The 19479-nt window shown below is 64.0% G+C and carries 15 protein-coding genes; 10 read left to right on the top strand and 5 right to left on the bottom strand.

Annotated features, from left to right (window positions below; translation table 11 throughout):
• Nucleotides 1-119: 119 nt before the first annotated feature.
• Both C2U30_RS09805 and C2U30_RS09800 read left to right on the top strand, forming a co-directional pair.
• Nucleotides 120-1220, top strand: a complete 1101-nt coding sequence (locus tag C2U30_RS09805; RefSeq protein WP_043156284.1) for a porin — start codon at nt 120-122, stop codon at nt 1218-1220.
• A 335-nt stretch (nt 1221-1555) separates the two neighbouring features.
• Entirely contained in the window at nt 1556-2500 is a 945-nt protein-coding gene (locus tag C2U30_RS09800) for a chemotaxis protein CheV (protein WP_041212426.1), read from the top strand.
• A gap of 86 nt (nt 2501-2586) precedes the next feature.
• Here C2U30_RS09800 and C2U30_RS09795 read toward each other — a convergent pair whose 3' ends face one another.
• Nucleotides 2587-3195, bottom strand: coding sequence for an arylesterase (locus C2U30_RS09795; RefSeq protein WP_039040186.1), 609 nt, complete (start codon nt 3193-3195; stop codon nt 2587-2589).
• 57 nt (nt 3196-3252) lie between these two features.
• On the opposite strand from C2U30_RS09795, the gene C2U30_RS09790 reads away from it, so the two are divergent.
• Together C2U30_RS09790 and C2U30_RS09785 are read left to right on the top strand one after the other, a co-directional pair.
• Nucleotides 3253-3963, top strand: coding sequence for an ABC transporter ATP-binding protein (locus tag C2U30_RS09790; RefSeq protein ID WP_010675507.1), 711 nt, complete (start codon nt 3253-3255; stop codon nt 3961-3963).
• Nucleotides 3964-4027: 64 nt separating this feature from the next.
• The gene (locus C2U30_RS09785; protein WP_103244676.1) at nt 4028-6469 is read left to right on the top strand and encodes an ABC transporter permease; all 2442 of its coding nucleotides are present in this window, start codon (nt 4028-4030) and stop codon (nt 6467-6469) included.
• Between the two features lie 42 nt (nt 6470-6511).
• On the opposite strand, the gene C2U30_RS09780 is transcribed toward C2U30_RS09785, so the two are convergent.
• On the bottom strand, nt 6512-7417 hold the full coding sequence (locus C2U30_RS09780; protein WP_103243656.1) for a TIGR01777 family oxidoreductase: 906 nt from the start codon (nt 7415-7417) through the stop codon (nt 6512-6514).
• A 245-nt stretch (nt 7418-7662) separates the two neighbouring features.
• Here C2U30_RS09780 and C2U30_RS09775 point away from each other — a divergent pair, with 245 nt between their 5' ends.
• Nucleotides 7663-9204 carry an EAL domain-containing protein gene (locus C2U30_RS09775; RefSeq protein WP_039040184.1) on the top strand — a complete coding sequence of 514 codons (1542 nt, stop codon included), beginning with the start codon at nt 7663-7665 and terminating at the stop codon, nt 9202-9204.
• Nucleotides 9205-9268: 64 nt separating this feature from the next.
• Here C2U30_RS09775 and C2U30_RS09770 read toward each other — a convergent pair whose 3' ends face one another.
• Entirely contained in the window at nt 9269-10450 is a 1182-nt protein-coding gene (locus tag C2U30_RS09770; protein WP_103243655.1) for an aminotransferase-like domain-containing protein, read from the bottom strand.
• A gap of 199 nt (nt 10451-10649) precedes the next feature.
• On the bottom strand, nt 10650-11717 hold the full coding sequence (locus C2U30_RS09765; RefSeq protein ID WP_042014277.1) for a M28 family metallopeptidase: 1068 nt from the start codon (nt 11715-11717) through the stop codon (nt 10650-10652).
• Between the two features lie 260 nt (nt 11718-11977).
• Here C2U30_RS09765 and trmB point away from each other — a divergent pair, with 260 nt between their 5' ends.
• From trmB to C2U30_RS09740, 5 genes are all read left to right on the top strand, one after another.
• Nucleotides 11978-12691 (top strand): tRNA (guanosine(46)-N7)-methyltransferase TrmB, encoded by a 714-nt coding sequence (gene trmB, locus C2U30_RS09760; protein WP_010675501.1) that lies wholly within the window; start codon nt 11978-11980, stop codon nt 12689-12691.
• 26 nt (nt 12692-12717) lie between these two features.
• Entirely contained in the window at nt 12718-13050 is a 333-nt protein-coding gene (locus C2U30_RS09755; RefSeq protein ID WP_039040181.1) for a YggL family protein, read from the top strand.
• Nucleotides 13051-13146: 96 nt separating this feature from the next.
• Nucleotides 13147-14067: a glutaminase B gene (gene glsB, locus C2U30_RS09750; RefSeq protein WP_010675499.1), complete on the top strand. Its 921-nt coding sequence runs from the start codon at nt 13147-13149 to the stop codon at nt 14065-14067.
• Nucleotides 14068-14105: 38 nt separating this feature from the next.
• Nucleotides 14106-15389 (top strand): sulfurtransferase, encoded by a 1284-nt coding sequence (locus tag C2U30_RS09745; RefSeq protein ID WP_411685680.1) that lies wholly within the window; start codon nt 14106-14108, stop codon nt 15387-15389.
• Between the two features lie 183 nt (nt 15390-15572).
• A complete protein-coding gene (locus C2U30_RS09740) occupies nt 15573-15779 on the top strand; it encodes a YgdI/YgdR family lipoprotein (protein ID WP_041215736.1) in 207 nt (68 codons plus the stop codon).
• Nucleotides 15780-15833: 54 nt separating this feature from the next.
• Here C2U30_RS09740 and C2U30_RS09735 read toward each other — a convergent pair whose 3' ends face one another.
• Nucleotides 15834-19394: an ATP-binding cassette domain-containing protein gene (locus C2U30_RS09735; protein WP_103243653.1), complete on the bottom strand. Its 3561-nt coding sequence runs from the start codon at nt 19392-19394 to the stop codon at nt 15834-15836.
• Nucleotides 19395-19479 lie beyond the last annotated feature (85 nt).

Below are 19479 nucleotides of genomic sequence, written 5' to 3'. Positions count from 1 at the left end.
GTTCGCCGCTTCAGTTCCCATCAAGGTTTCCGGATCTACCTTAGGCCATCGGCACATCAACCGATCATCACGACCGAACTCTGGTCTGACAGAGAGTGCTTACACCTGAGGAAAGAACAATGAAAAAGACAGCATTGACGATGGCCATCTCCAGCCTGCTGCTGGCCGGTGGTGCACAGGCCGCCAACGTTTACGATCAGAATGGTACCAAACTGGACATCGGCGGCCGCGTCAACGGCATGTACTACGGCACCGATGACAACGCCACCGAAGGCGATGCCAGCTACCTGCGTCTGCACATCGCAGGTGAAACCAAGGTTGACGAGGATCTGACCGCGTTCGGCTTCGCCGAGTACAACCTGCCGGTCTCCGGTTCTGACAACGACGAGCTGCGTTACGCCTATGCGGGCATCAAGCACGATCGCTTCGGTGCCTTCAGCTACGGTCGCCAGGACGGTCTGTTCACCAAGGCGGTGAACAACTACACCGACGTGCTGCCGGAGTGGGGTGGTGATGGTCTGGGCAAGGACACCGAGGTGTTCGGCACCGGTCGCACCAACGGCCTGGCCCAGTACATGTACAACTGGCAGGGGCTGACCCTGGGTGCCCAGTTCACCGGCAACAACGACCCGCAGAACGCGAGCCGCAGCGAGCGCGTCGGCCCGAACAGCACCTGGAGCCCGAAAGGTTCTTCCGAGGGGTATGCCCTTTCTGCCAACTATGACTTCAACATGGGCCTGAGCCTGGGTGCCGCCTACAACCAGGCAGGCAAGACCGACGAGCAGGCCGAGAACGTGAGCTTCGGCGGCGACAGCGACGCCAAGCTGTTCGGGGTGGGCGCCAAGTACGCCGTCGGCAACCTCTACATGGCTGCCACCTACTCCCACGGTGAAGATCACCTCTTCGTGGACACCGGCTCCCTGCGCGGTTACGCCGAGAAGATGGATGGCTACGAAGCGGTCGTGCAGTACAACATCACGCCGAAGTTCAAGCCCTCCCTGGCCTACCTGCGTACCGACGTGAAGGACAGCGCTCACGGCATCGATGACACCGCGACCGAATACGTCTCCGTGGGTGCCTGGTACAACTTCACCGACAACTTCAATGCCTACGTGGACTACAAGATCAACCTGCTGGACGAAGTGGGTTCCACCGGCAAGAACAGCCTGAACAAGTCCACCGACGACATCGTCGCCGTGGCCCTGCAGTACAACTTCTAAGTCGTCCCGGACGCACTGCACATCCCAGGACCGGCCCATGTGGCCGGTCTTTTCGTTGCTGGCGGACCGCGCTGGATGACAAGAGCGGCACGCCGGGGTTCAGCAATGGCCCTGTGTGGTCGATACCCTTGTTGTCGGGGCCGGTGCGTGGCTGTGCTTGCCATGAGGCAGTGATGGGGCGATGATCACGCCCCGTGGTCAAGATCCTATCTTTCCTCGACGCTTTTCATTATTTCTATATAGGCTTGCGTTGTCCCGACAGGGAAAGCGGGGCTGGTTGGCATGTCGCAGCTCCGGTGCGGGGCAATTTCGGGAAATGGACGTAAGGGCGTTATATGGCGAGCATATTGGATTCAGTGGATCAACGTACCCAGCTTGTAGGGGAGAATCGCCTGGAACTGCTGATGTTCCGTTTGGGTGCCCAGCAACTGTTTGCGATCAACGTCTTCAAGGTGCGGGAAGTGGTCAAGCTGCCCCATCTGAACAAGATGCCGGGGTCCCACCACAACATCAGCGGCGTCGCCAACATTCGCGGCGTCTCCATCCCCGTCATCAACCTGCGCGGTGCCATCGGGATGCGTCCCATGGCCATCGATCAGGAGTCCAACCTCATCATCACCGAGTACAACCGCACCATTCAGGGGTTCCTGGTGGGGCAGGTGGCCCACATCGTCAACATGACCTGGAAGGACATACTGCCGCCGCCCCGTTCGGCGGGTCGTGCCAACTACCTCACCGCCATCACCCGCATCCCGGAAGGGGGTGTCGACCAGATCGTCGAGATCATCGACGTGGAGAAGGTGCTGGCGGAGATCATCACCTATGACGTGCGAATCTCGTCCGAGGTGCTGGACGAGGAGATCCTGCCCCAGATGCAGGGACGCCGGGTGCTCATCGTCGATGACTCCAGCACGGCCCGCAACCAGGTGCGCGAGACCCTCGCCCAGCTCGGGCTCGAGGTCATCGAGTGCCAGGACGGCTTGCAGGCCCTCAAGTTGCTCAAGGGGTGGTGCGATGCGGGCAAGAAGGTGACCGACGAGATCATGCTGATGATCACGGATGCCGAGATGCCGGAGATGGATGGTTATCGCCTGACTCACGAGGTGCGCAGCGATCCGCGCATGTCCGATCTCTTCATCACCCTCAATACCTCCCTGAGCGGCAACTTCAACGAGGCCATGGTCAAGAAGGTGGGGTGTGATCGCTTCATCTCCAAATTCCAGCCCGACTTGCTGGTGGACGTGGCCCAGCAGCGGATGCGGCAGATCCTGGGCCGTTGAACCCGGCACGCCGAACCATGAAAAAGCCCCCGCCATGCGGGGGCTTTTTGCTGGGCAAGGGGAAGGCCAGGGGCCCGGCCACCGGGCTATTGTGTCAGCAGAGGCTCGACAAAGCGGGCGACCTTGTCGCGGATCCGGGGCTGGGCGGCGGCCGTCGGGTGCAGTCCATCGTTCATCATGAGTTCAGGGCGCAGCACAATATCATCCAGAAAGAAGGGCATCAGCGGCAGGTCGTTGGCCTTCGCAAGATCCGGGAAGATCTGCTCGAACTGTTGCAGATAGCGAGCCCCATAGTTGCGGGGCAGCAGGATCTGGGTCAGCACCGTCTTCGCCTGGTGCGCCCGGGTGAGCTCGATCATCTTGGTCAGGTTGGCCCGGGTGATGGCGGGAGCAAAGCCCCGCAGCCCGTCGTTGGCGCCGAGTTCGATCAACACCCAGTCCGGTTTGTGGGTTTCGAGCAGGGCGGGCAGGCGGGCCAGGCCGCCCTGGGTCGTTTCACCGCTGATGCTGGCATTGATGAGGGTGTGTTCTCCCCCCTGCTGCTGCCACTTTTCATTGAGCAGGGCAGGCCAGCTCTGTTCGGCCTGCATCTGGTAGCCGGCGCTCAGGCTGTCGCCCAGTACAAGCAGGGTCTGGGCCTGGACGGACGCTGCCCAGCAGCACAGGCAACTCACGGCAAACAAGAGACGCATCATGCAGTCAACTCCCACGTTCTATTGTCATTACAGGTTCAGGCAAACAGGATACCCAAGATGAGTTCAACGCCCATTATCGCCGTCAGGGGGCTCGGTAAAACCGTTCGCCTCGGTCAGGAAAGCCTCACCATCCTTGAAGGGATCGATCTGCAAGTCAATACCGGCGAGACGCTGGCGCTGGTCGGTGCGTCCGGTTCCGGCAAGTCCACCCTGCTCGGTTTGCTGGCCGGTCTCGATCTGCCGAGCAGCGGTGAGATAGAGATCCTCGGCCACTCCCTCACCCGGCTGGACGAGGAGGGACGCGCCAGGCTGCGGGCCGAGCAGGTGGGGTTCGTGTTCCAGTCGTTCCTGCTGCTGCCCACCCTGAGCGCCCTGGAAAACGTCATGTTGCCGGCCGAGCTGCGGGGGGAGACCGACAGCGAGCCCCGTGCCCGGGAGCTGCTGGCCCAGGTCGGTCTGGGAGAGCGGTTGCACCACCTGCCGCCGCGCCTCTCTGGCGGCGAGCAGCAGCGGGTCGCCATTGCCCGTGCCTTCATGACCCGCCCCAGCCTGCTGCTGGCGGACGAGCCTACCGGCAACCTCGACAGCAAGACAGGGGAGACGGTGATCGAACTGCTGTTTCGTCTCAACCGCGAGCACAACACCACCCTGGTGGTGGTGACTCATGACCATGAACTGGCCCAGCGCTGCCAGCGACAGCTGGTGATGTCAGCCGGGCGGCTGGAGGCACAGACTGTCATGGCGGCCAGGGTGGGAGAGCTGTCATGAGTCAGTGGAGACAGAGCTGCACCAGGGGATCGCTGGCAGCAGCATGGACGGTGAGGGAGGCGTCATGAGTCAGTGGCGACTGGGATTGAAGCTGCTGCGCCGGGAAGGGTTCAGCGGCGAGCTGCGCTGGTTTGTGCTGGCGCTGGCGCTGAACGTCGCCTGCGTGCTCAGCGTGGCTCTGGTGGCGGATCGGCTGGATGCGGGGCTCAAGGCCTCCGGGCGGGATTTCATCGGAGGGGACAGGGTGCTGCGCTCCGCGACGCCGGCACCGGCAGAGTGGCTGGCGCAGGCGCATCAGGAGGGGCTGGCCGTGCAGACCACGGTCAGCTTCAACAGCATGCTGTTTCACGGTGATACCCTGCAACTGGCCTCCATCCGCGCCGTGCCCGGGGATTTTCCCTTCTACGGCAAGCTGGAGCTCACTCCCCAGCGCGCCCCGGCGCCCGGCGAGATCTGGCTCTCCGCCAGGGTGATGCAGCTGCTCGGCGCCAAGGTGGGGGAGGTACTCGAGGTCGGCAACACCCGGCTGACGGTGGCAGGGGAGCTGGGCCAGGAGCCGGATCAGGGGTTCAGCCCCTTCCAGATGGCGCCAAGGGCCTTGATCCACAGCGCCGATATCGAGGCGACCGGGGCCCTGCTGCCGGGCAGTCGCCAGCAGTGGCGCTATCTCGTCAAGGGGCCCCGTGACGCCATCACCCGCTATGAGGCCTGGCTCAACCCCAGGCTGAGCGCCGGGCAAAAGCTCGTCAAACCCGACGATCAGGGTACCCAGGTGGGGAAATCCCTGGGCAATGCCGAGCGCTTCTTCCGTCTGGCATCCCTTGCCGGCGTGCTGCTCGGCGCCCTGGCCATGGGGATAGCGGTGCGCCATTTCGCCGAGCGCCAGACCAACATGGTGGCCCTGCTCAAGACCCTGGGGGCCTCGCGGCGCACCCTGTGGCAACTGATGGGCACCCTGCTGTTCTCCCTGACCCTGGTGGGGGCCCTGATGGGGCTGGTGGCGGGCAGCGCCATGCAGTGGCTGACCCTGAACCTGCTGGGGGATCTGCTGCCTGCGGATCTGCCGCCCCCCTCCTGGCGACCCTTCGCCCTGGGCCTCGCGGTCGCCTTCTTCATCACCCTGATGCTGGCGTTCGTCCCCTTCCTGAGGCTGCTCAAGGTACCGCCGCTGCGGGTGCTGCGCCGGGAGCTGGAGGCGGGGATCCCTCCCTGGCTGACGGTGCCCGTGGGGCTCATCGGGCTGTTTGCCCTGGTGTGGGGCTTTACCGCCGACATCAGGCTGGCCTGCGGGCTCATCGGCGGCATGGGGGTGTTGATGGCGCTGCTGGCCCTGCTCGCCTCCGTGCTGCTGCGCCTTGGCAGTCGGCTCAAGGGGCCCCATGCCCTGCGCCTGGCCATCAATCACCTCTCCCGTGAGCGGGGTAGTGGTCTGTTCCAGCTGGCGGGCTTCGCCCTGGCCCTGATGCTGTTCGGGCTGCTGTGGGCGGCGCGGGTCGATCTGCTGGAGGATTTTTCCACCCGGTTGCCTGCCGACGCCCCGAACCGCTTCCTGGTCAATGTGGCGGACAGCGAACGGGAAGGGATCCTGGCCGATCTGCACCAGGCCGGGGCCATCACCTCGGACTTCTACCCCATGGTGCGCGGGCGCCTGACCCGTATCGCCGGTGAGGCGGTGGGGGAAGATGCGGCGCGGGAGGGGGTGGACAGAGAGCTCAACTTCACCACCACATCGGCCCTGCCCGCCGACAACAAGGTCACTGCCGGTCAATGGCTGGCCGGCAAGGGGGAGGTCTCCGTCGACGAGGCACTGGCGGGACGGCTCGGCATCGCACTCGGCGACGTGCTCGGCTTCACCATAGAGGGGCGGGCGTTCGAGGCCAGGGTGACCAGCCTGAGGTCCATCAAGTGGGACAACATGAGGCCGAACTTCTACATGATCTTCTCGCCGGACGTGCTGGCCCCCTTCTCCCAGACCTGGCTCGGCAGCTATCGTCTGCCGCCTGAGGGGCGAGGGGCAGAGGTGGAACTCATCCGCCGCCACCCCACGGTGAGCCTCATCGATGTGGAGGATCTGATAGGCCGCCTCACTTTGGTCTCCGATCAGGTGAGCCGCGCCCTGGGGTTGATGCTCGGGCTGGTGACGGTAGCCGCCCTGCTGGTGCTGCTGACCCAGACCCAGGCCGGCATGGCCCATCGGCGCCGGGAGCTGCTGCTGATGCGCACCTTGGGGGCGGACAGCGCCCTGCTCGAGAAGATGTTGCGCTGGGAGCTGGTGGCGAGCGGTGCCCTGGCAGGGCTCTGCGCCGCCATGGTGGTGGAGCTCTGCTCCTTCAGTCTGCAGTGGTGGTGGGAGGGGGCGCAGTGGCAGTTCCACTGGGCCATCTGGGCTGCACTCCCCCTGCTTGGGGCCGTGCTGGTGACCCTGGCCGGACAGGGCATGCGCCGCCAACTGCTGGCGGGTACCCTGAGCGACCGGCTCAGGGGACTGGGGCAGGGGCTGCTCTGATGGCTCGACACATCCCGACCTCGGTCGGGATGTGTCATTGGGTCAACGGGGTGAGTGCAGCAGATTGTCCAGAGCGCCGGGCAGAGCCGGGAAGCTGAAGTGAAAACCGGCCTGCTGCAAGCGGGCGGGCAGCACGTGCTGTCCGGTGAGCAGCAGATCCGCGGCCTCTCCCATCAGGAGTCGCAGGAGGGGGGCCGGTACGAAGAAGAGGTGCGGGCGATGGAGCGTGGCGGCCAGGGTCTCGCTGAATCGGCGATTGCTGACCGGTTGCGGGGCCGTGCCGTTGAAGATGCCGTCACACTCGCCGTGCTCGATGAGAAACAGCATGGCCCGCACCAGATCCTGCACGTGGATCCAGCTCATCATCTGGGTGCCGCTGCCCATGGGGCCGCCGAGGCCGAGGCGGTAAGGGGGCAGCATCCTGGGCAAGGCGCCCCCCTCCATGCCGAGTACCAGGCCGATGCGCAGGATGCAGACCCGGGTCTGGGCCGAGCGGGCCTGCTGGGCAAGCTGCTCCCACTGCTGACAGAGACGGTGGGTGAATTCGTCGTGAGGGTTCTGGCATGTTTCATCCAGAGGGGCGTCATCCTGGCGGCCATACCAGCCGATGGCGGAGGCATTGAGCAGCAATCTGGGGGGCGTGCTGGAGAGTTTGACGAGATCCACCAGCTGTTCGGTCAGCAGCCAGCGGCTGTTGCAGAGCAACTGCTTGCGGGACTCGCTCCAGCGTCCGGCGGCGATGGGTTCGCCGGCCAGGTTGATGACGATGTCCACGTCATTGAGGTGATCCAGCCTGTCCAGGCTGTCCAGCAGGGTGACATCGTGGCCGAGCAGCTCGTAGGCCCGGCTGCCCTGGCGGGTCAGCACTACTACTTCGTGCGCCACCTTGAGGTGTGCCACCAGACGGCGGCCGATAAACCCCGTGCCCCCCGTGATCAGTATCTTCATGTCCTGCCTCCCTGACGCTCTAGGGTCTACTCTAGAGCCTGGGTGCCCGATGGACAAGCTCCTGTTTTTATGAGCATTATGATTTTTGTCTCCCAAGACGCCGCCCCCTTTGTCCACGGGGTTGCCGGGCTTTGCGACCACGGGGGGCGCCGTGGTGCGGCGGTATCAGGGGCTCATTCCGGCTTGCCAAACGGGCGTCAGCGGGTAAACTCGAGCGCTTTTTCGCCATGTTCATGAGGGCCGTTATGCCATTTCGACGTTTGAAGGTGCGTCAATTCTATGTCCGGCTGCTCTGTGCCTTGCTGGCCGGTCTGTTGCCCATGCTCCTTGGGCTCGTCATCGTCATCTGGCAGACCGCCACCGGCGTGAAACAGGATGCGGTGGCGCGCCTGGAACATGCCAGGGTCATGTTCGACCGCACTCTGGACAATGCCCAGTTGGCGGCGTCGGCCCTCACCGGCAGCCTGGGCAGGCCCTGTCTCGAGGTGGTGCAGGGGCTCAGGGATCAGGTGGCCACGGTGCCGGATGTGCGCAGCGTCAACCTGGCCAGGGGGGATCGGATCTACTGCTCTTCTCTCTATGGCCCGGTCGATGGCGGCATCAAACTGGATGACTATGTCGGGGGCAGGCTCGACCTGATGAAGGGCAACCCGGTCACCCCGAATCGCCCCCTCATCGCCTACCGGGAAGAGGTGGGCGAGTTCAGCGTGCTGGTGGGGGTCGACGGCTACTACCTGCTCAACATCCTGGACATGCTGAGCCGCAACTCCCCACTGGGGCTGGTGGTCGGCAACGAGATGCTGCTGCGAAACAGCGAACTCACCGACAAGCTGATCCCCAAGGATCGCAATGGCTATCTCGAACAGGTCTCGACCAGGTACCCGTTCAAGGTAGTGACCACGGTGTCGGTGGATGAGTACCGTGCCCACATCTGGGACTACTCCAAGGTGGGCGTCATTATTTATCCTTTGCTGAGCCTGCTGCTCGGGGTGGCGGTCTTCTGGCTGATGGGCCGTTCGACGTCGCCGGCCCAGGAGCTGAAACGGGCACTCTCCCAGCAGGAGTTCATCCCCTATCTGCAACCCGTGGTGAACGGGGAGGACGGCCAATGGAGCGGTTGTGAGGTGCTGATGCGCTGGCAACACCCCCGTCAGGGGATGATCTCGCCGGATCGCTTCATTCCCCTGGCAGAGGACAGTGGTCTCATCGTGCCCATGACCCGGCTGCTGATGGCGCAGGTGCGCGAACAGTTTGCGGGCAAGGCGCACCATCTGCCGCGAGGGTTCCACTTCGGCTTCAACATCAGCGCCAGCCACTGCAAGGATCTGAGCCTGGTGGAAGATTGCCGGGATTTCATCAACGCCTTCAAGGGAAATCCCATCAAGCTGGTGCTGGAGCTGACCGAGCGCGAGCTCATCGTGGCGGACGAGACGACGGACCGGCTCTTTGCCGAGCTCCATGCCCTCGGGGTCTTCATCGCCATCGACGATTTCGGCACCGGCCACTCCAGCCTGACCTACCTGCAGACCTTCCAGGTCGACTTCCTCAAGATCGATCAGAGCTTCGTCGGCATGATTGGGTCGGACGCGCTCTCCAGCCACATCGTGGAGAACGTCATCGATCTGGCGACCCGGCTCGGTCTGCAACTGGTGGCGGAAGGGGTGGAGAATCAGGTGCAGGCCGACTATCTGAAGGCCCGCGAGGTGACCTTCCTGCAAGGCTATCTGTTTGGCAGGCCCATGCCCATGAAGGAGTTTGTCAGCCAGCTGGCCGGGCAGGGGCGCTGAGAGGAAAGCGCGAGGCAAAAAAAAACCAGCGACCGGGTCGCTGGTTTTTTTATGGCCGGATGGCTCAGAGCATGCGGGCCAGGGCGCGGCACAGACGCTGAACACCCTCTTCCGTGGTCGCCTCATCCACACAGGAGAAGCTCAGGCGCAGGGTGTTCTGGATCTCGGGGCGCACATAGAAGGGGGCGCCGGGCACGAAGGCAACCTTCTCCTTGATGGCCTCGTCGAACAGGGCCATGGCACTGACGCTGGGCGGCAGGGTCAGCCAGAGGAACATGCCCCCCTCGGGCCGGGTGTAGCTGACGCCGGGCGGGCAGTGGCGCGTCAGGGCGGCTTCCATGGCGGCACGCTGGCGACCATAGACCTCCTTGATCTTCTCCAGGTGAGCGTCGAGGGAGTTGTCGGTCAGGAAGCGGTGCAGCACCTGCTGGCTGAAGGCGTTGCTGTGCAGGTCGGTGGCCTGCTTGGCGATGGTGACCTTCTTGCGCAGCCAGTCCGGCACCACCATCCAGCCCAGGCGGAAGGCGGGCACCACCGTCTTGGAGAAGGACCCGAGCAGCACGGTGTTGTGGGGGGCCAGCTTGGCGATGGGAGGGAGGTGTTCCCCCTCGAAGCGCAGCTCGCCATAGGGGTCGTCTTCCACCATCAGCAGATCGTGGCGCACCAGGCGCTCCGCCAGGGCTTCCCGGTTGGCGCGGCTGTAGGAAACACCGCTCGGATTCTGGAAGTTGGGCACGCCGTAGAGCAGCCTGGCGCTGGAGCCCTGCTCCAGCAGCGCATCCAGCGCGGCCAGATCCAGCCCCTCTTCCGCCAGGGTAATGGGCTTGAAATTCGGTTGATAGACGGAGAACGCCTGGATGGCGCCAAGGTAGCCCGGCTCTTCGATGATGAGATCCTGCCCCTCGTTCACCAGCACCTTGCCCAGCAGATCCAGCGCCTGCTGGGAGCCGCTGGTGATGAGGATGTTGTCAGGATTGACGGCCATGCCGTGGCGGCTCAGGTAGCGATCGGCGATGAACTGGCGCAGCGGGGCAAAGCCCTCGGTGGTGGCGTATTGCAGCGCGGCGGCTCCCTGCTCGCGCAGCACGTCCTGGCACGCTTGCTCGATGGCCTTGACCGGGAACAGATGGGGGTTGGGCAGGCCGCCGGCGAAGGAGATGATCTCCGGATTGGCGGCAACTTTGAGGATTTCGCGGATAAAGGAAGGCTCGACCTTCTCGAAGCGCTGGGCAAAAAACGGCTGCATAGGGTTCTCTCTGACTAGGTGGCGGTCGCTCCATTCAACCGCCAGGTTATCCGTTTGTATCAGATTTCAGAAATGAGGCAATGGCTGTCACAAAAATCCATAAAAAAGGGCAGGTTTGGCACCTGCCCGAATTTTATCGTCCCGACCCCGGTCAGGGGCGCAAAAACCCCTGTCAGGGGGGCATCGGGCGGGATGGGGGTCAGAGCCCCGGCGCCTTGAGGAAGCGGATCATCAGGTCGGTATTGGCCCCGAGCTGCTGCTCGATCCGGCCCGGGAAGAGCTCGGCCATCTTGTCGAGGCGATCATGCTCCGTGTGCCAGATCTTGCCCCACTGAGTCTCGCTGTCCCGGTCGCAGGCGCTCTTGGTGGCGTCGTCGTAGCAGTCCCACAGCGCCGGATTGGTGCTCTGGGAGTAGCCGTCATAGCCATCTTCCCCGTTGATGGTGAAGTTGGTGGCCTCCACGTAGGCGATGGGCACCCCCAGGCAGGCAAAGGGGGCATGATCGGACCAGCTGCCGGTCTCCCCTTCCGGGTAGCCGCTGTAGCTGGGGTGGATGGCGAACGGGGTGGCGGTCTGCTGGGAGATGGCCAGCAGGCGATCGCGCACCTTGGGATCGAAGCTGTAGCGGCTCGGGTCGGCGCAGTTGTACTCGGCCACGTCGGAGTGGGCCGAGTGGACATAGACGATGTCACCCCCGGCGATGGTGTCGTAGTTCACCATGGCCAGCAGCTTGGCGACGGCATCGGTGTCGAGACTGGCGGCATAGGCTTTGGAGCCGTTGAGGCCGTTTTCCTCGGCGCCGAAGAAGGCGAAGCGCACCGTGTAGGGCAGGGTCTCTCCCTTGAGTGCCTCGGCAACCGCCAGCAGGGCGGCGACGCCGGCCCCGTTGTCGGTGGCGCCTTCGGATCCTTTCTTCTCGCCGGTGCTGTCATAGTGGGCACCGATGAGGATCACCCTGTCGCTCTGACCCTTGAGCTCGGCGACGATGTTCTGGGAGGTTCGGTCTGTGCCGCCCCGGGTGTAGGTGAATGGCTGGTTCTGCACCTCGTAACCCCAGCCGGCCAGATGATCCTGGATCCAGGCGGCGGCGCGGGTTTCGGCCTCGGTGCCCGTGGGACGAGCGCCTATCCCTTCTGCGCCAGAGCTCAGTTGCACCAGAAATTCATGGGCCTGAGCGGCGGGGGCAGGGGGTTGGGAGTCGTTGTCAGAGGGGTTGCAACCGGCCAGCAGGGCAGGCAGGACAAGGGCCAACAGGGTTTTCTTCATACTGCAATCCTTTGTTGTATATGGTTTTATTTTTCCGCGTCAGGATGAACCCGACGTCCGGCAGATTCTGTGAAGGGGGTGGCATTTGTCAACCTTGCCGGTGGAAGTGGGCAGTCCCGGGGGATTTGTTGTGGGAAACACTTGCGCCTTGTGCCTATCTTGGGATAATTCGCTCCCCTGTTTTTGCGAACTGATGCAATAACGAGCGATCCATTTATGTCGGCTCTGTTCCAGAGCGATGCAATAACGAGCAATTTACTATGTCTGTGACCCAAGATGTGTTTAACGAAGACGGCAAGTTCATGCGCAAGATCCGCAGCTTTGTCCGTCGCGAAGGCCGCCTGACCAAAGGGCAGGAGAAGGCCCTGGAAGAGCTCTGGCCGGTCATGGGCATCGATTTCGCACCAGAGCCGCTCGACATGGTGGCCCTGTTTGGCCGCGAGGCACCCGTGGTGCTGGAGATCGGGTTCGGCATGGGCGCCTCCCTGGTGGAGATGGCCAAGAACGCCCCCGAGAAGAACTTCATCGGCATTGAGGTGCACTCTCCGGGTGTGGGCGCCTGCCTTGGCACCGCCCAGGAGGCGGGCGTCACCAACCTGCGCGTCATCTGCCACGATGCGGTGGAAGTGCTGGAGCACATGATCCCGAACGGTTCTCTCTCCTGCCTGCAGCTCTTCTTCCCGGACCCCTGGCACAAGAGCCGCCACCACAAGCGTCGCATCGTGCAGCCTGCCTTTGCCCAGGATATCCGCCAGAAGCTTGCCATCGGTGGCGTCTTCCACATGGCCACCGACTGGGAGAACTACGCCGAGCACATGCTGGAGGTGATGAGCGCCGCCGAGGGGTACGAGAACACCTCCGCCACCGGCAACTGGGTGCCCCGTCCCGACTGGCGCCCCCTGACCAAATTCGAGCAGCGTGGCCATCGTCTGGGCCACGGTGTCTGGGATCTGATTTTCAAACGAGTCAACTGAGTCAACGTATCAACTAAGGAGCTATCATGGCCAACCGTAGCCGCCGTCTGCGCAAGAAACTGCGCGTCGATGAATTCCAGGAAATGGGGTTCGACATCAGTTTCAACTTCCCGGTCGGCACCGCCGAAGAGACCATTGATGCCGTGGTCGATGCGCTGATCGACGAGGTGATTGAGCCTCGCAAGCTGGCCTTCGCCGGCTCGGGTCACCTGGCCTGGGAAGGGATGATCTGCACCCAGCAGCTCGGCAAGTGCACCGACGAAGACCGTTCCGCCGTTCAGACCTGGCTGCAAGGCAAAGGGCTGGAGGCCGTGGTGGTCACCGAGCTGTTCGATCTCTGGTACGGCGAGCCGGCCTGATATCTGACTGCCTCCCGGGCAGATAGAAAATCCCGCCGCCGGCGGGATTTTTGTCGGTGGGCTGGCCCCGCCTCGTTTCACGTCATGGAATAGCCAATGGTGTTGTCATCCGAATTACTGGCCGGCATCCTGGAAGAGGTGCGTCCGCTGCTCGGGCAGGGGAAGGTGGCCGATTACATTCCCGCCCTGGCCCAGGTGCCTGCCGACCGGCTGGGGATCGCGGTCTGTACCGTTGAAGGGGAATTGTTCACCGCAGGTGACGCTTTCGAGCCCTTCTCCATCCAGAGTATCTCCAAGGCCCTGAGCCTCACGCTGGCCTTGACCCTCTATCAGGAGGAGGAGATCTGGGCCCGGGTGGGCAAGGAGCCCTCCGGTCAGCCGTTCAACTCCCTCGTCCAGCTGGAGTTCGAGCAGGGCATTCCCCGCAACCCCTTCATCAACGCCGGTGCCCTGGTGGTGAGCGATCTGCTGGAAACCCGGCTCACCGCTCCTCGCCAACGCACTCTGGAGCTGGTGCGCCGCCTGTGCGGCAACCCGGCCATCATGGCGGATCAGGTGGTGGCGCGCTCCGAGTACCAGCACTCCGCCCGCAATGCCGCCATCGCCTATCTGATGAAGGCCTATGGCAACTTCGAGAACGAGGTGGACAAGGTATTGCAGAGCTACTTCAATGCCTGCGCCATCCGCATGAGCTGTGTCGATCTGGCACGAGCCTTCGTCTATCTGGCCAACCGGGGCGTCCCTCTTGGCGAGAGCACGCCCCTGCTGCCGGCCCGGACCACCAAGCAGGTCAATGCCCTGCTCGCCACCTGCGGCCTCTATGACGAGGCGGGCGACTTCGCCTACCGGGTCGGCATGCCGGGGAAATCCGGGGTGGGGGGCGGCATCATGGCGCTGATCCCAGGAGAGCTTTCCATCTGCGTCTGGTCACCCGAGCTCAACAAGGCGGGCAACTCCCTGGCCGGGACGGCGGCGCTGGAGCTGCTGGCCGAGCGCCTGGGCCGCTCCATTTTTTAACTCTCTTCACTATGCATCGAGACGACATCATGAAACGAATGACTGGACTGTGGCGAAGCTGCCTGACCGCCTTGCTGATCTGGTGTGCCTGGCCCGCGCTGGCCGCCGAGCTGCCCCCGCTCTCCCTGGCGGATGCCAAGGGGAAGGAGGCGGTGATCCTGGATACCCGCCCGAGCTATTTCTACCAGGGCTGGCCCATGGACGGGGAGAAGCAGGGGGGCCATGTGGCCGGTGCCGAGCTGCTCTCCGCAGAGTGGAAATACAGTGACGAGGAGTGGCCTGCGGCACTCGCGAGCAAGGGGCTGAAGGCCGACAAACCCGTCGCCCTCTATGGCACCCCTCGCGAGGTGGCCGAGGTGGCCCGTCTGCTGCGCCAGCAGGGCATCAAGCAGCTGTTCGAGCTGCAGGGATGGAAAGAGGCGCCCCGGGAGCACCTGGCACGCTGGCAGCAGCTGGTCCATCCGCTCTGGCTGGCAGACTTGCAGGCAGGCAAGCCGGTCATCGCCGCCCCCAAGGGGGAGTGGAAGGTGTTCGAGGTGGACTGGGGATCCCCCAAGGCCTATCTGCTGAGCCACATTCCGGGAGCCGGCTACATCGATACCAACCGGCTGGAAGGGGAGCCGCTGTGGAACAAGGTCTCTGACGAGGCGCTCAAGGCGCTGCTGCTGGAGAACGGCATCCGTCATGACACCACCGTCATCCTCTATGGCCGCAACACCATGGCGGCGGCCCGTGCGGCCCATCTGATGATGTATGCGGGGGTCGAGGATGTGCGGCTGCTGGATGGCGGGCTGGAGGCCTGGTTCGTGCAGCATCTGCGCACCGAGACCGGGCTGGCCAACAAGTTCACCCCGGCCAAGGAGTTTGGTGTGGCCATCCCGGCCCATCCCGAGTACTACACCACCCTTGACCAGGCCAAGGCCCTGCTCAAGCAGCCGGACGGCGCCCTGGTCAGCGTGCGCACCTGGGACGAGTTCGTGGGCAATACCTCGGGCTACAGCTACATCAAGCCCAAGGGGGACATTCCCGGGGCCAGATGGGGTCATGGCGGGGTGGATGCCAACAGCATGAGCGACTTCCACAACCCGGACGGCACCATGAAGCCCGCCCGCGAGATCCTCGCCATGTGGGACGAGTGGAATATCGAGCCGACCCAGCAGGCCGCTTTCTACTGCGGCACCGGCTGGCGCGCCTCCGAGGCGTTCTTCTACGCCTGGTTGATGGACTGGAAGCGGATCAGCGTCTACGACGGCGGCTGGTTCGAGTGGAGCATGGATCCGGCCAACCCCACCGTCACCGGCGAGCGCAAGCCGGGCAAGTAACTAATAATCCAGAGCAGGCCGGACAGATGTCCGGTCTTTCTTTTCTTGATAGATCATTTTCAATGGCTATAGCAGGTGGATTCTTTCTGTGAATCCTGTTGCTGCAATCAAGGTAAACGGGCCATCCGGTTGAGCTAGGCTTCATCTATCACCGCCAGGGTGAGCGTGAAGAAGGGGAGAGTGATGAAAGCTGTGATGATGCTGGTTTGTCTGTTGGGATTGGCGGGGTGCAGCTCCCAATACATCATGAGCACCAAGGATGGCAAGATGATTGCCACCGACAGCAAACCCAGGTTGGACGAGACCACAGGCATGTATCGCTATTACGATGAAGAGGGGAGGGAAGTGCACATCAACAAGGACGACATCACCCAGATCATGGAGCGTTGAGGCTCACCTCAAGCAGCAGGGCTGCCCGCGGGCAGCCCTTGTTATTCTTGGCGCTCATGCCGTCTGGGGCACCTGACGGTTGACCTGGCCGGCAAACAGCTGGTGGAAGCGGGAGTGGGAGTTGGCCAGCAGGCTCACCGGCGAACCCTGCTCCACCACGGTGCCGGCCTCCATCACCACCACCTTGTCCACCGACAAGAGCGGCTCCAGATGGTGGGCGATCACCAGATAGCTGGCCTCCGGTCGGTAGCGGTAGAGCAGCTCCGCCATCTTGCGCATGCCGCCGTGATCGAGGTCCGAGGTGGCCTCGTCCAGCACGATGAGCGGTCGGCGCGACAGCAGGATGCGGGCGATCACCAGCAGCTGGGTCTCGCCGGCGGAGAGTTGCAGCCTGTCGAGATCCTCGTCCAGCCGCCCTGCGCAGCGCTCGGCGAGGCCCACCCGGGCAAGCGCCTGCTCAAGCACGGCGTCCTCATGCTCGGTCAGGGGCGCCAGATTGGCCCGCAGGGTACCGAAGAAGGTGAGCGGGATCTGGGAGACGGTGTCGTAGAGATCGCGCACCGCCTCCGGTGCAAGTCGTGACAGTGGCTGATTGCCGTAGAAGATCTCCCCCTGGGAGGCGGGATACATGGCCTGCAATACCCCCAGCAGGGAGCTTTTGCCTGCCCCGGTACGCCCGCACACACCCACCTTTTCACCTGGGGCCAGCTCGAAGTTCACCTTGTGCAGCGCCCACTGGCTGGTCTGGGGGTAGCGCAGCCCCAGGTTGTCGAAGCGCACTGCGGGGTGAGGGGTGGCGAGGGCCTCTCCCTCCTGGCGTTCGCTCTCTATTTCGCTGTATTCGCGCACCCGCTCTACCGCGTTCATCACCTGTTCCACTTCGGCAAAGGTGCGGATGAGGGAGTTGAGCATGGCGGAAGCGGTAAAGGCATAGGTGATGGCAACCGCCCCCAGCAGCGGGCTGTTGCCAAAGGCCACCATGAGTGCCACGGCCCCCACCAGGGCGGCGGAGAGCAGGGTCTGGTGCATGCCGAGCCAGCGGTTGATGGAGGTGGTGGTGTACCAGCTGCGTAGGTTGTTGTCATAGTGGTGCAGCACCTGGTCCAGCGCGAAACGCTCGGCCCCGGCCAGGCGCAGGGCGGGGGCGCCGCGGATGGTCTCGCTGATGCTGATGTAGAGCGGGGAGCGCAGCACCGAGGACTGGCGCCGCAGCTTGAGTTGCACCGCCCGGTAGCGGCGCTGCAACACATAGAGCGCCCATCCCACCAGGGGGGCGATGAGCAGCAGCAGGGGAATATTGATGCCGATCACCACCACCTGCAAGGCCACGGACACCAGCATGCCGAACAGTCCCACCAGCATGGAGAGCAGCATCTCCTGCGCCTCCCCCAGATCCCGGTCGAAGCGGTTGAGGATGCGCCCCTGGGGCACCTTGTCGAAGAAGGCCATGGGGGCGCGGCTGATGCGCCCCAGCATGCCGTCAAACAGGGTCCAGGCCAGCTTGAGGCCAAGGGTGTAGTTGATGACCCGTACCGCCATGATGCAGGCGAGGGAGCCCGCCCCCAGCAGCACATAGATGCCGAGCAGGGTCGTGACGTCGCTCACTTCGGCCTTGCCGCCGAGCCAGAGATCCGAGGCGATGCGCAGCCCCTCCTGGCCCAGGGAGAGCAGCAGGACGAGCAGGATGGCTCCGGGGGCGGCGAGGCGCTGCCACATGAAGCCAAACAGCCCCCAGTCCACCTTGCCCTCCACCATTTTCTCCTCGCTGAACTGCTCCGCCTCCTGAGGGGGCACCGGCGGGGCGGGCTGAGGATGCTGGACAAGATCCGCCAACTGGTGGGCATCGAGCTCCACCAGGCGCCCCTGCTCGATGCGGATCACCCGATCACACCTGGCCAGCACATCCGGGTCGTGGCTTACCAGGAGCCGGGTCGGCCCCGGCTTGAAGGCGATCCCCTGCTCCAGTACCTGGGCCGCGACCATGGGGTCGAGCGCAGACAAGGGGTTGTCCAGCAGCAGGATATCGGCCCGGGCGTAGAGGGCGCGAGCCAGGGCGACCCGCTGCTGCTGGCCGCCGGAGAGGCGGGTGCCGAGCTCCCCCACCAGGGTTTGATCCCCGTGGCTGAGCAGCGCGAGATCGGCCGTGAGGGCGCAGGCGCCGAGCACCCAACGATAGCGCTCGGCGTGCCAGGACTGGCCGAACAGGATGTTGTTGCGGATGGTGTCGTTCATCAGCCAGGGTTTATGGCCCAGATGGGCAACCCGGCCGTGGCGACGGATGCTGCCGGCAAACTCGCTGTCAAAGCCGGCAACCAGATGCAGCAGGCAGCTCTTGCCCGCCCCGGTGGCCCCGGTGATCCCCACGAGCTCCCCCGGTGCGATGGCGAGGTTGGCTCCCTCGAGCACCGGTTTTTGCTGGTGCAGGGCACTGACGCCTTCCAGGTGGAGGGCCCCCGCCGGCAGGGCGGGATCATCGAGTTCCCGGTGCTGCTCCGGGCTGTTCAGGAACTCGCACAGCCGGTTGAAGCCGGTGTTGAAGTTGATCAGGGTGCGGATGAGGTAGGGCAGTCGCATCATGGGGATGCGCAGCACGGTAAACAGGGCGATGGTGGTGAACACCTGGGGCAGGGTGAGGGTGTTGCCCGACGCCAGGTAGGTGGTGAAGGTGGCCAGGGTCACCAGCAGGGGAGTGCTCAGCATCAGCCCTTCGTTGATGGCATCGAGCCTGAGCACCCGGCCCAGCACCCCCAACTCCTGCTGGCGCCTGGTGTTGGCCGCCCGGGTGAAGAAGGGGCCAAGCCCGTTCTGGCGCACCAGCCGCAGCTTCTTGATGTATTCCGCCAGGATGCCGTTGCGCTCGTCCTGTTGACGCTTGAGCTGCTGCTCCTGCTGGTTCATGCGCCGTACCACCCGGGTGGAGATGAGCAGCAGCAGGGCCAGCACCGCGAAGCCCACCAGACCGGCACTGCCCACCTGCCACACCAGCAGGGCGATGGTGCCGATGAGTTGCAGCGCCATGGTGACCGGCATGGCGGGGTCAGCCAGGATCCAAGTGATATCCCACACGTCCCGGTTGATGAGGTTCTGAACCCGGCCGCCGGCCCTGTCGTCGAAGCTCTTGCCACCCTGCTTCATCACCTTGGCGAGCAGGGATTCGGCCAGCAGACGGCGGATGGGCACGTGCATCTTGAGGGCCAGTTGCAGGGAGTGCTCCGCCAGCATGCCGGCGGCGAGCACGGAGGCGAACAGGGCCAGGGCCAGCAGCAGCTTGTGGCCGGTGGTGGCATCGGTGCCGAGCTGGGTCATGCTGTGGTTGAGCAGCCAGGGGCTGGTTAGGGTGGCGAGCATGCCGAGCAGTTGCAGCAGGGTGAGCAGGCCAATCCGTCCCTTGTAATGGCGCCAGATAAAGGCGGTCAAGGGCCAGGGGCGCACCGGCTGGCGGGCGGTGAGCGCGAGGAAGGCGTCGGCGCGGCCGTCGCGCCTGTCTTCCGGCAGCAGGGGATAGAGATCGTCGAGACTGACCTGGGGCTGGGTCAGCCCCTTGCGCAGCAGCGGGCCGGTCCAGCGATAGAAGAGGCGACTCAGCCAGCCGGCCGAGATTTCCGGATGATCCAATGGGTGTCCTTGTTGTTTTGTGTTGCTTCCATGGGCGGGGCGGCTCATGGGCCGCCCTCGAACTTGTTGTCTTGCTGCGGGCGTG

The sequence above is a fragment of the Aeromonas sp. ASNIH5 genome, from assembly GCF_002902865.1.
In the GTDB taxonomy this organism is placed as follows: domain Bacteria; phylum Pseudomonadota; class Gammaproteobacteria; order Enterobacterales; family Aeromonadaceae; genus Aeromonas; species Aeromonas caviae.
This window is presented reverse-complemented; position numbering and strand designations above follow the sequence as displayed.

What these genes read in the sequence shown, in the direction of transcription:
- C2U30_RS09780 (WP_103243656.1), bottom strand. Translation starts at nt 7,417, where the DNA reads ATGAAGATACTGATCACGGGGGGCACGGGGTTTATCGGCCGCCGTCTG.
- C2U30_RS09785 (WP_103244676.1), top strand. Translation starts at nt 4,028, where the DNA reads ATGAGTCAGTGGCGACTGGGATTGAAGCTGCTGCGCCGGGAAGGGTTC.
- C2U30_RS09770 (WP_103243655.1), bottom strand. Translation starts at nt 10,450, where the DNA reads ATGCAGCCGTTTTTTGCCCAGCGCTTCGAGAAGGTCGAGCCTTCCTTT.
- glsB (WP_010675499.1), top strand. Translation starts at nt 13,147, where the DNA reads ATGGTGTTGTCATCCGAATTACTGGCCGGCATCCTGGAAGAGGTGCGT.
- C2U30_RS09775 (WP_039040184.1), top strand. Translation starts at nt 7,663, where the DNA reads ATGCCATTTCGACGTTTGAAGGTGCGTCAATTCTATGTCCGGCTGCTC.
- C2U30_RS09740 (WP_041215736.1), top strand. Translation starts at nt 15,573, where the DNA reads ATGAAAGCTGTGATGATGCTGGTTTGTCTGTTGGGATTGGCGGGGTGC.
- C2U30_RS09790 (WP_010675507.1), top strand. Translation starts at nt 3,253, where the DNA reads ATGAGTTCAACGCCCATTATCGCCGTCAGGGGGCTCGGTAAAACCGTT.
- C2U30_RS09805 (WP_043156284.1), top strand. Translation starts at nt 120, where the DNA reads ATGAAAAAGACAGCATTGACGATGGCCATCTCCAGCCTGCTGCTGGCC.
- C2U30_RS09745 (WP_411685680.1), top strand. Translation starts at nt 14,106, where the DNA reads ATGACTGGACTGTGGCGAAGCTGCCTGACCGCCTTGCTGATCTGGTGT.
- C2U30_RS09765 (WP_042014277.1), bottom strand. Translation starts at nt 11,717, where the DNA reads ATGAAGAAAACCCTGTTGGCCCTTGTCCTGCCTGCCCTGCTGGCCGGT.
- trmB (WP_010675501.1), top strand. Translation starts at nt 11,978, where the DNA reads ATGTCTGTGACCCAAGATGTGTTTAACGAAGACGGCAAGTTCATGCGC.
- C2U30_RS09755 (WP_039040181.1), top strand. Translation starts at nt 12,718, where the DNA reads ATGGCCAACCGTAGCCGCCGTCTGCGCAAGAAACTGCGCGTCGATGAA.
- C2U30_RS09795 (WP_039040186.1), bottom strand. Translation starts at nt 3,195, where the DNA reads ATGATGCGTCTCTTGTTTGCCGTGAGTTGCCTGTGCTGCTGGGCAGCG.
- C2U30_RS09800 (WP_041212426.1), top strand. Translation starts at nt 1,556, where the DNA reads ATGGCGAGCATATTGGATTCAGTGGATCAACGTACCCAGCTTGTAGGG.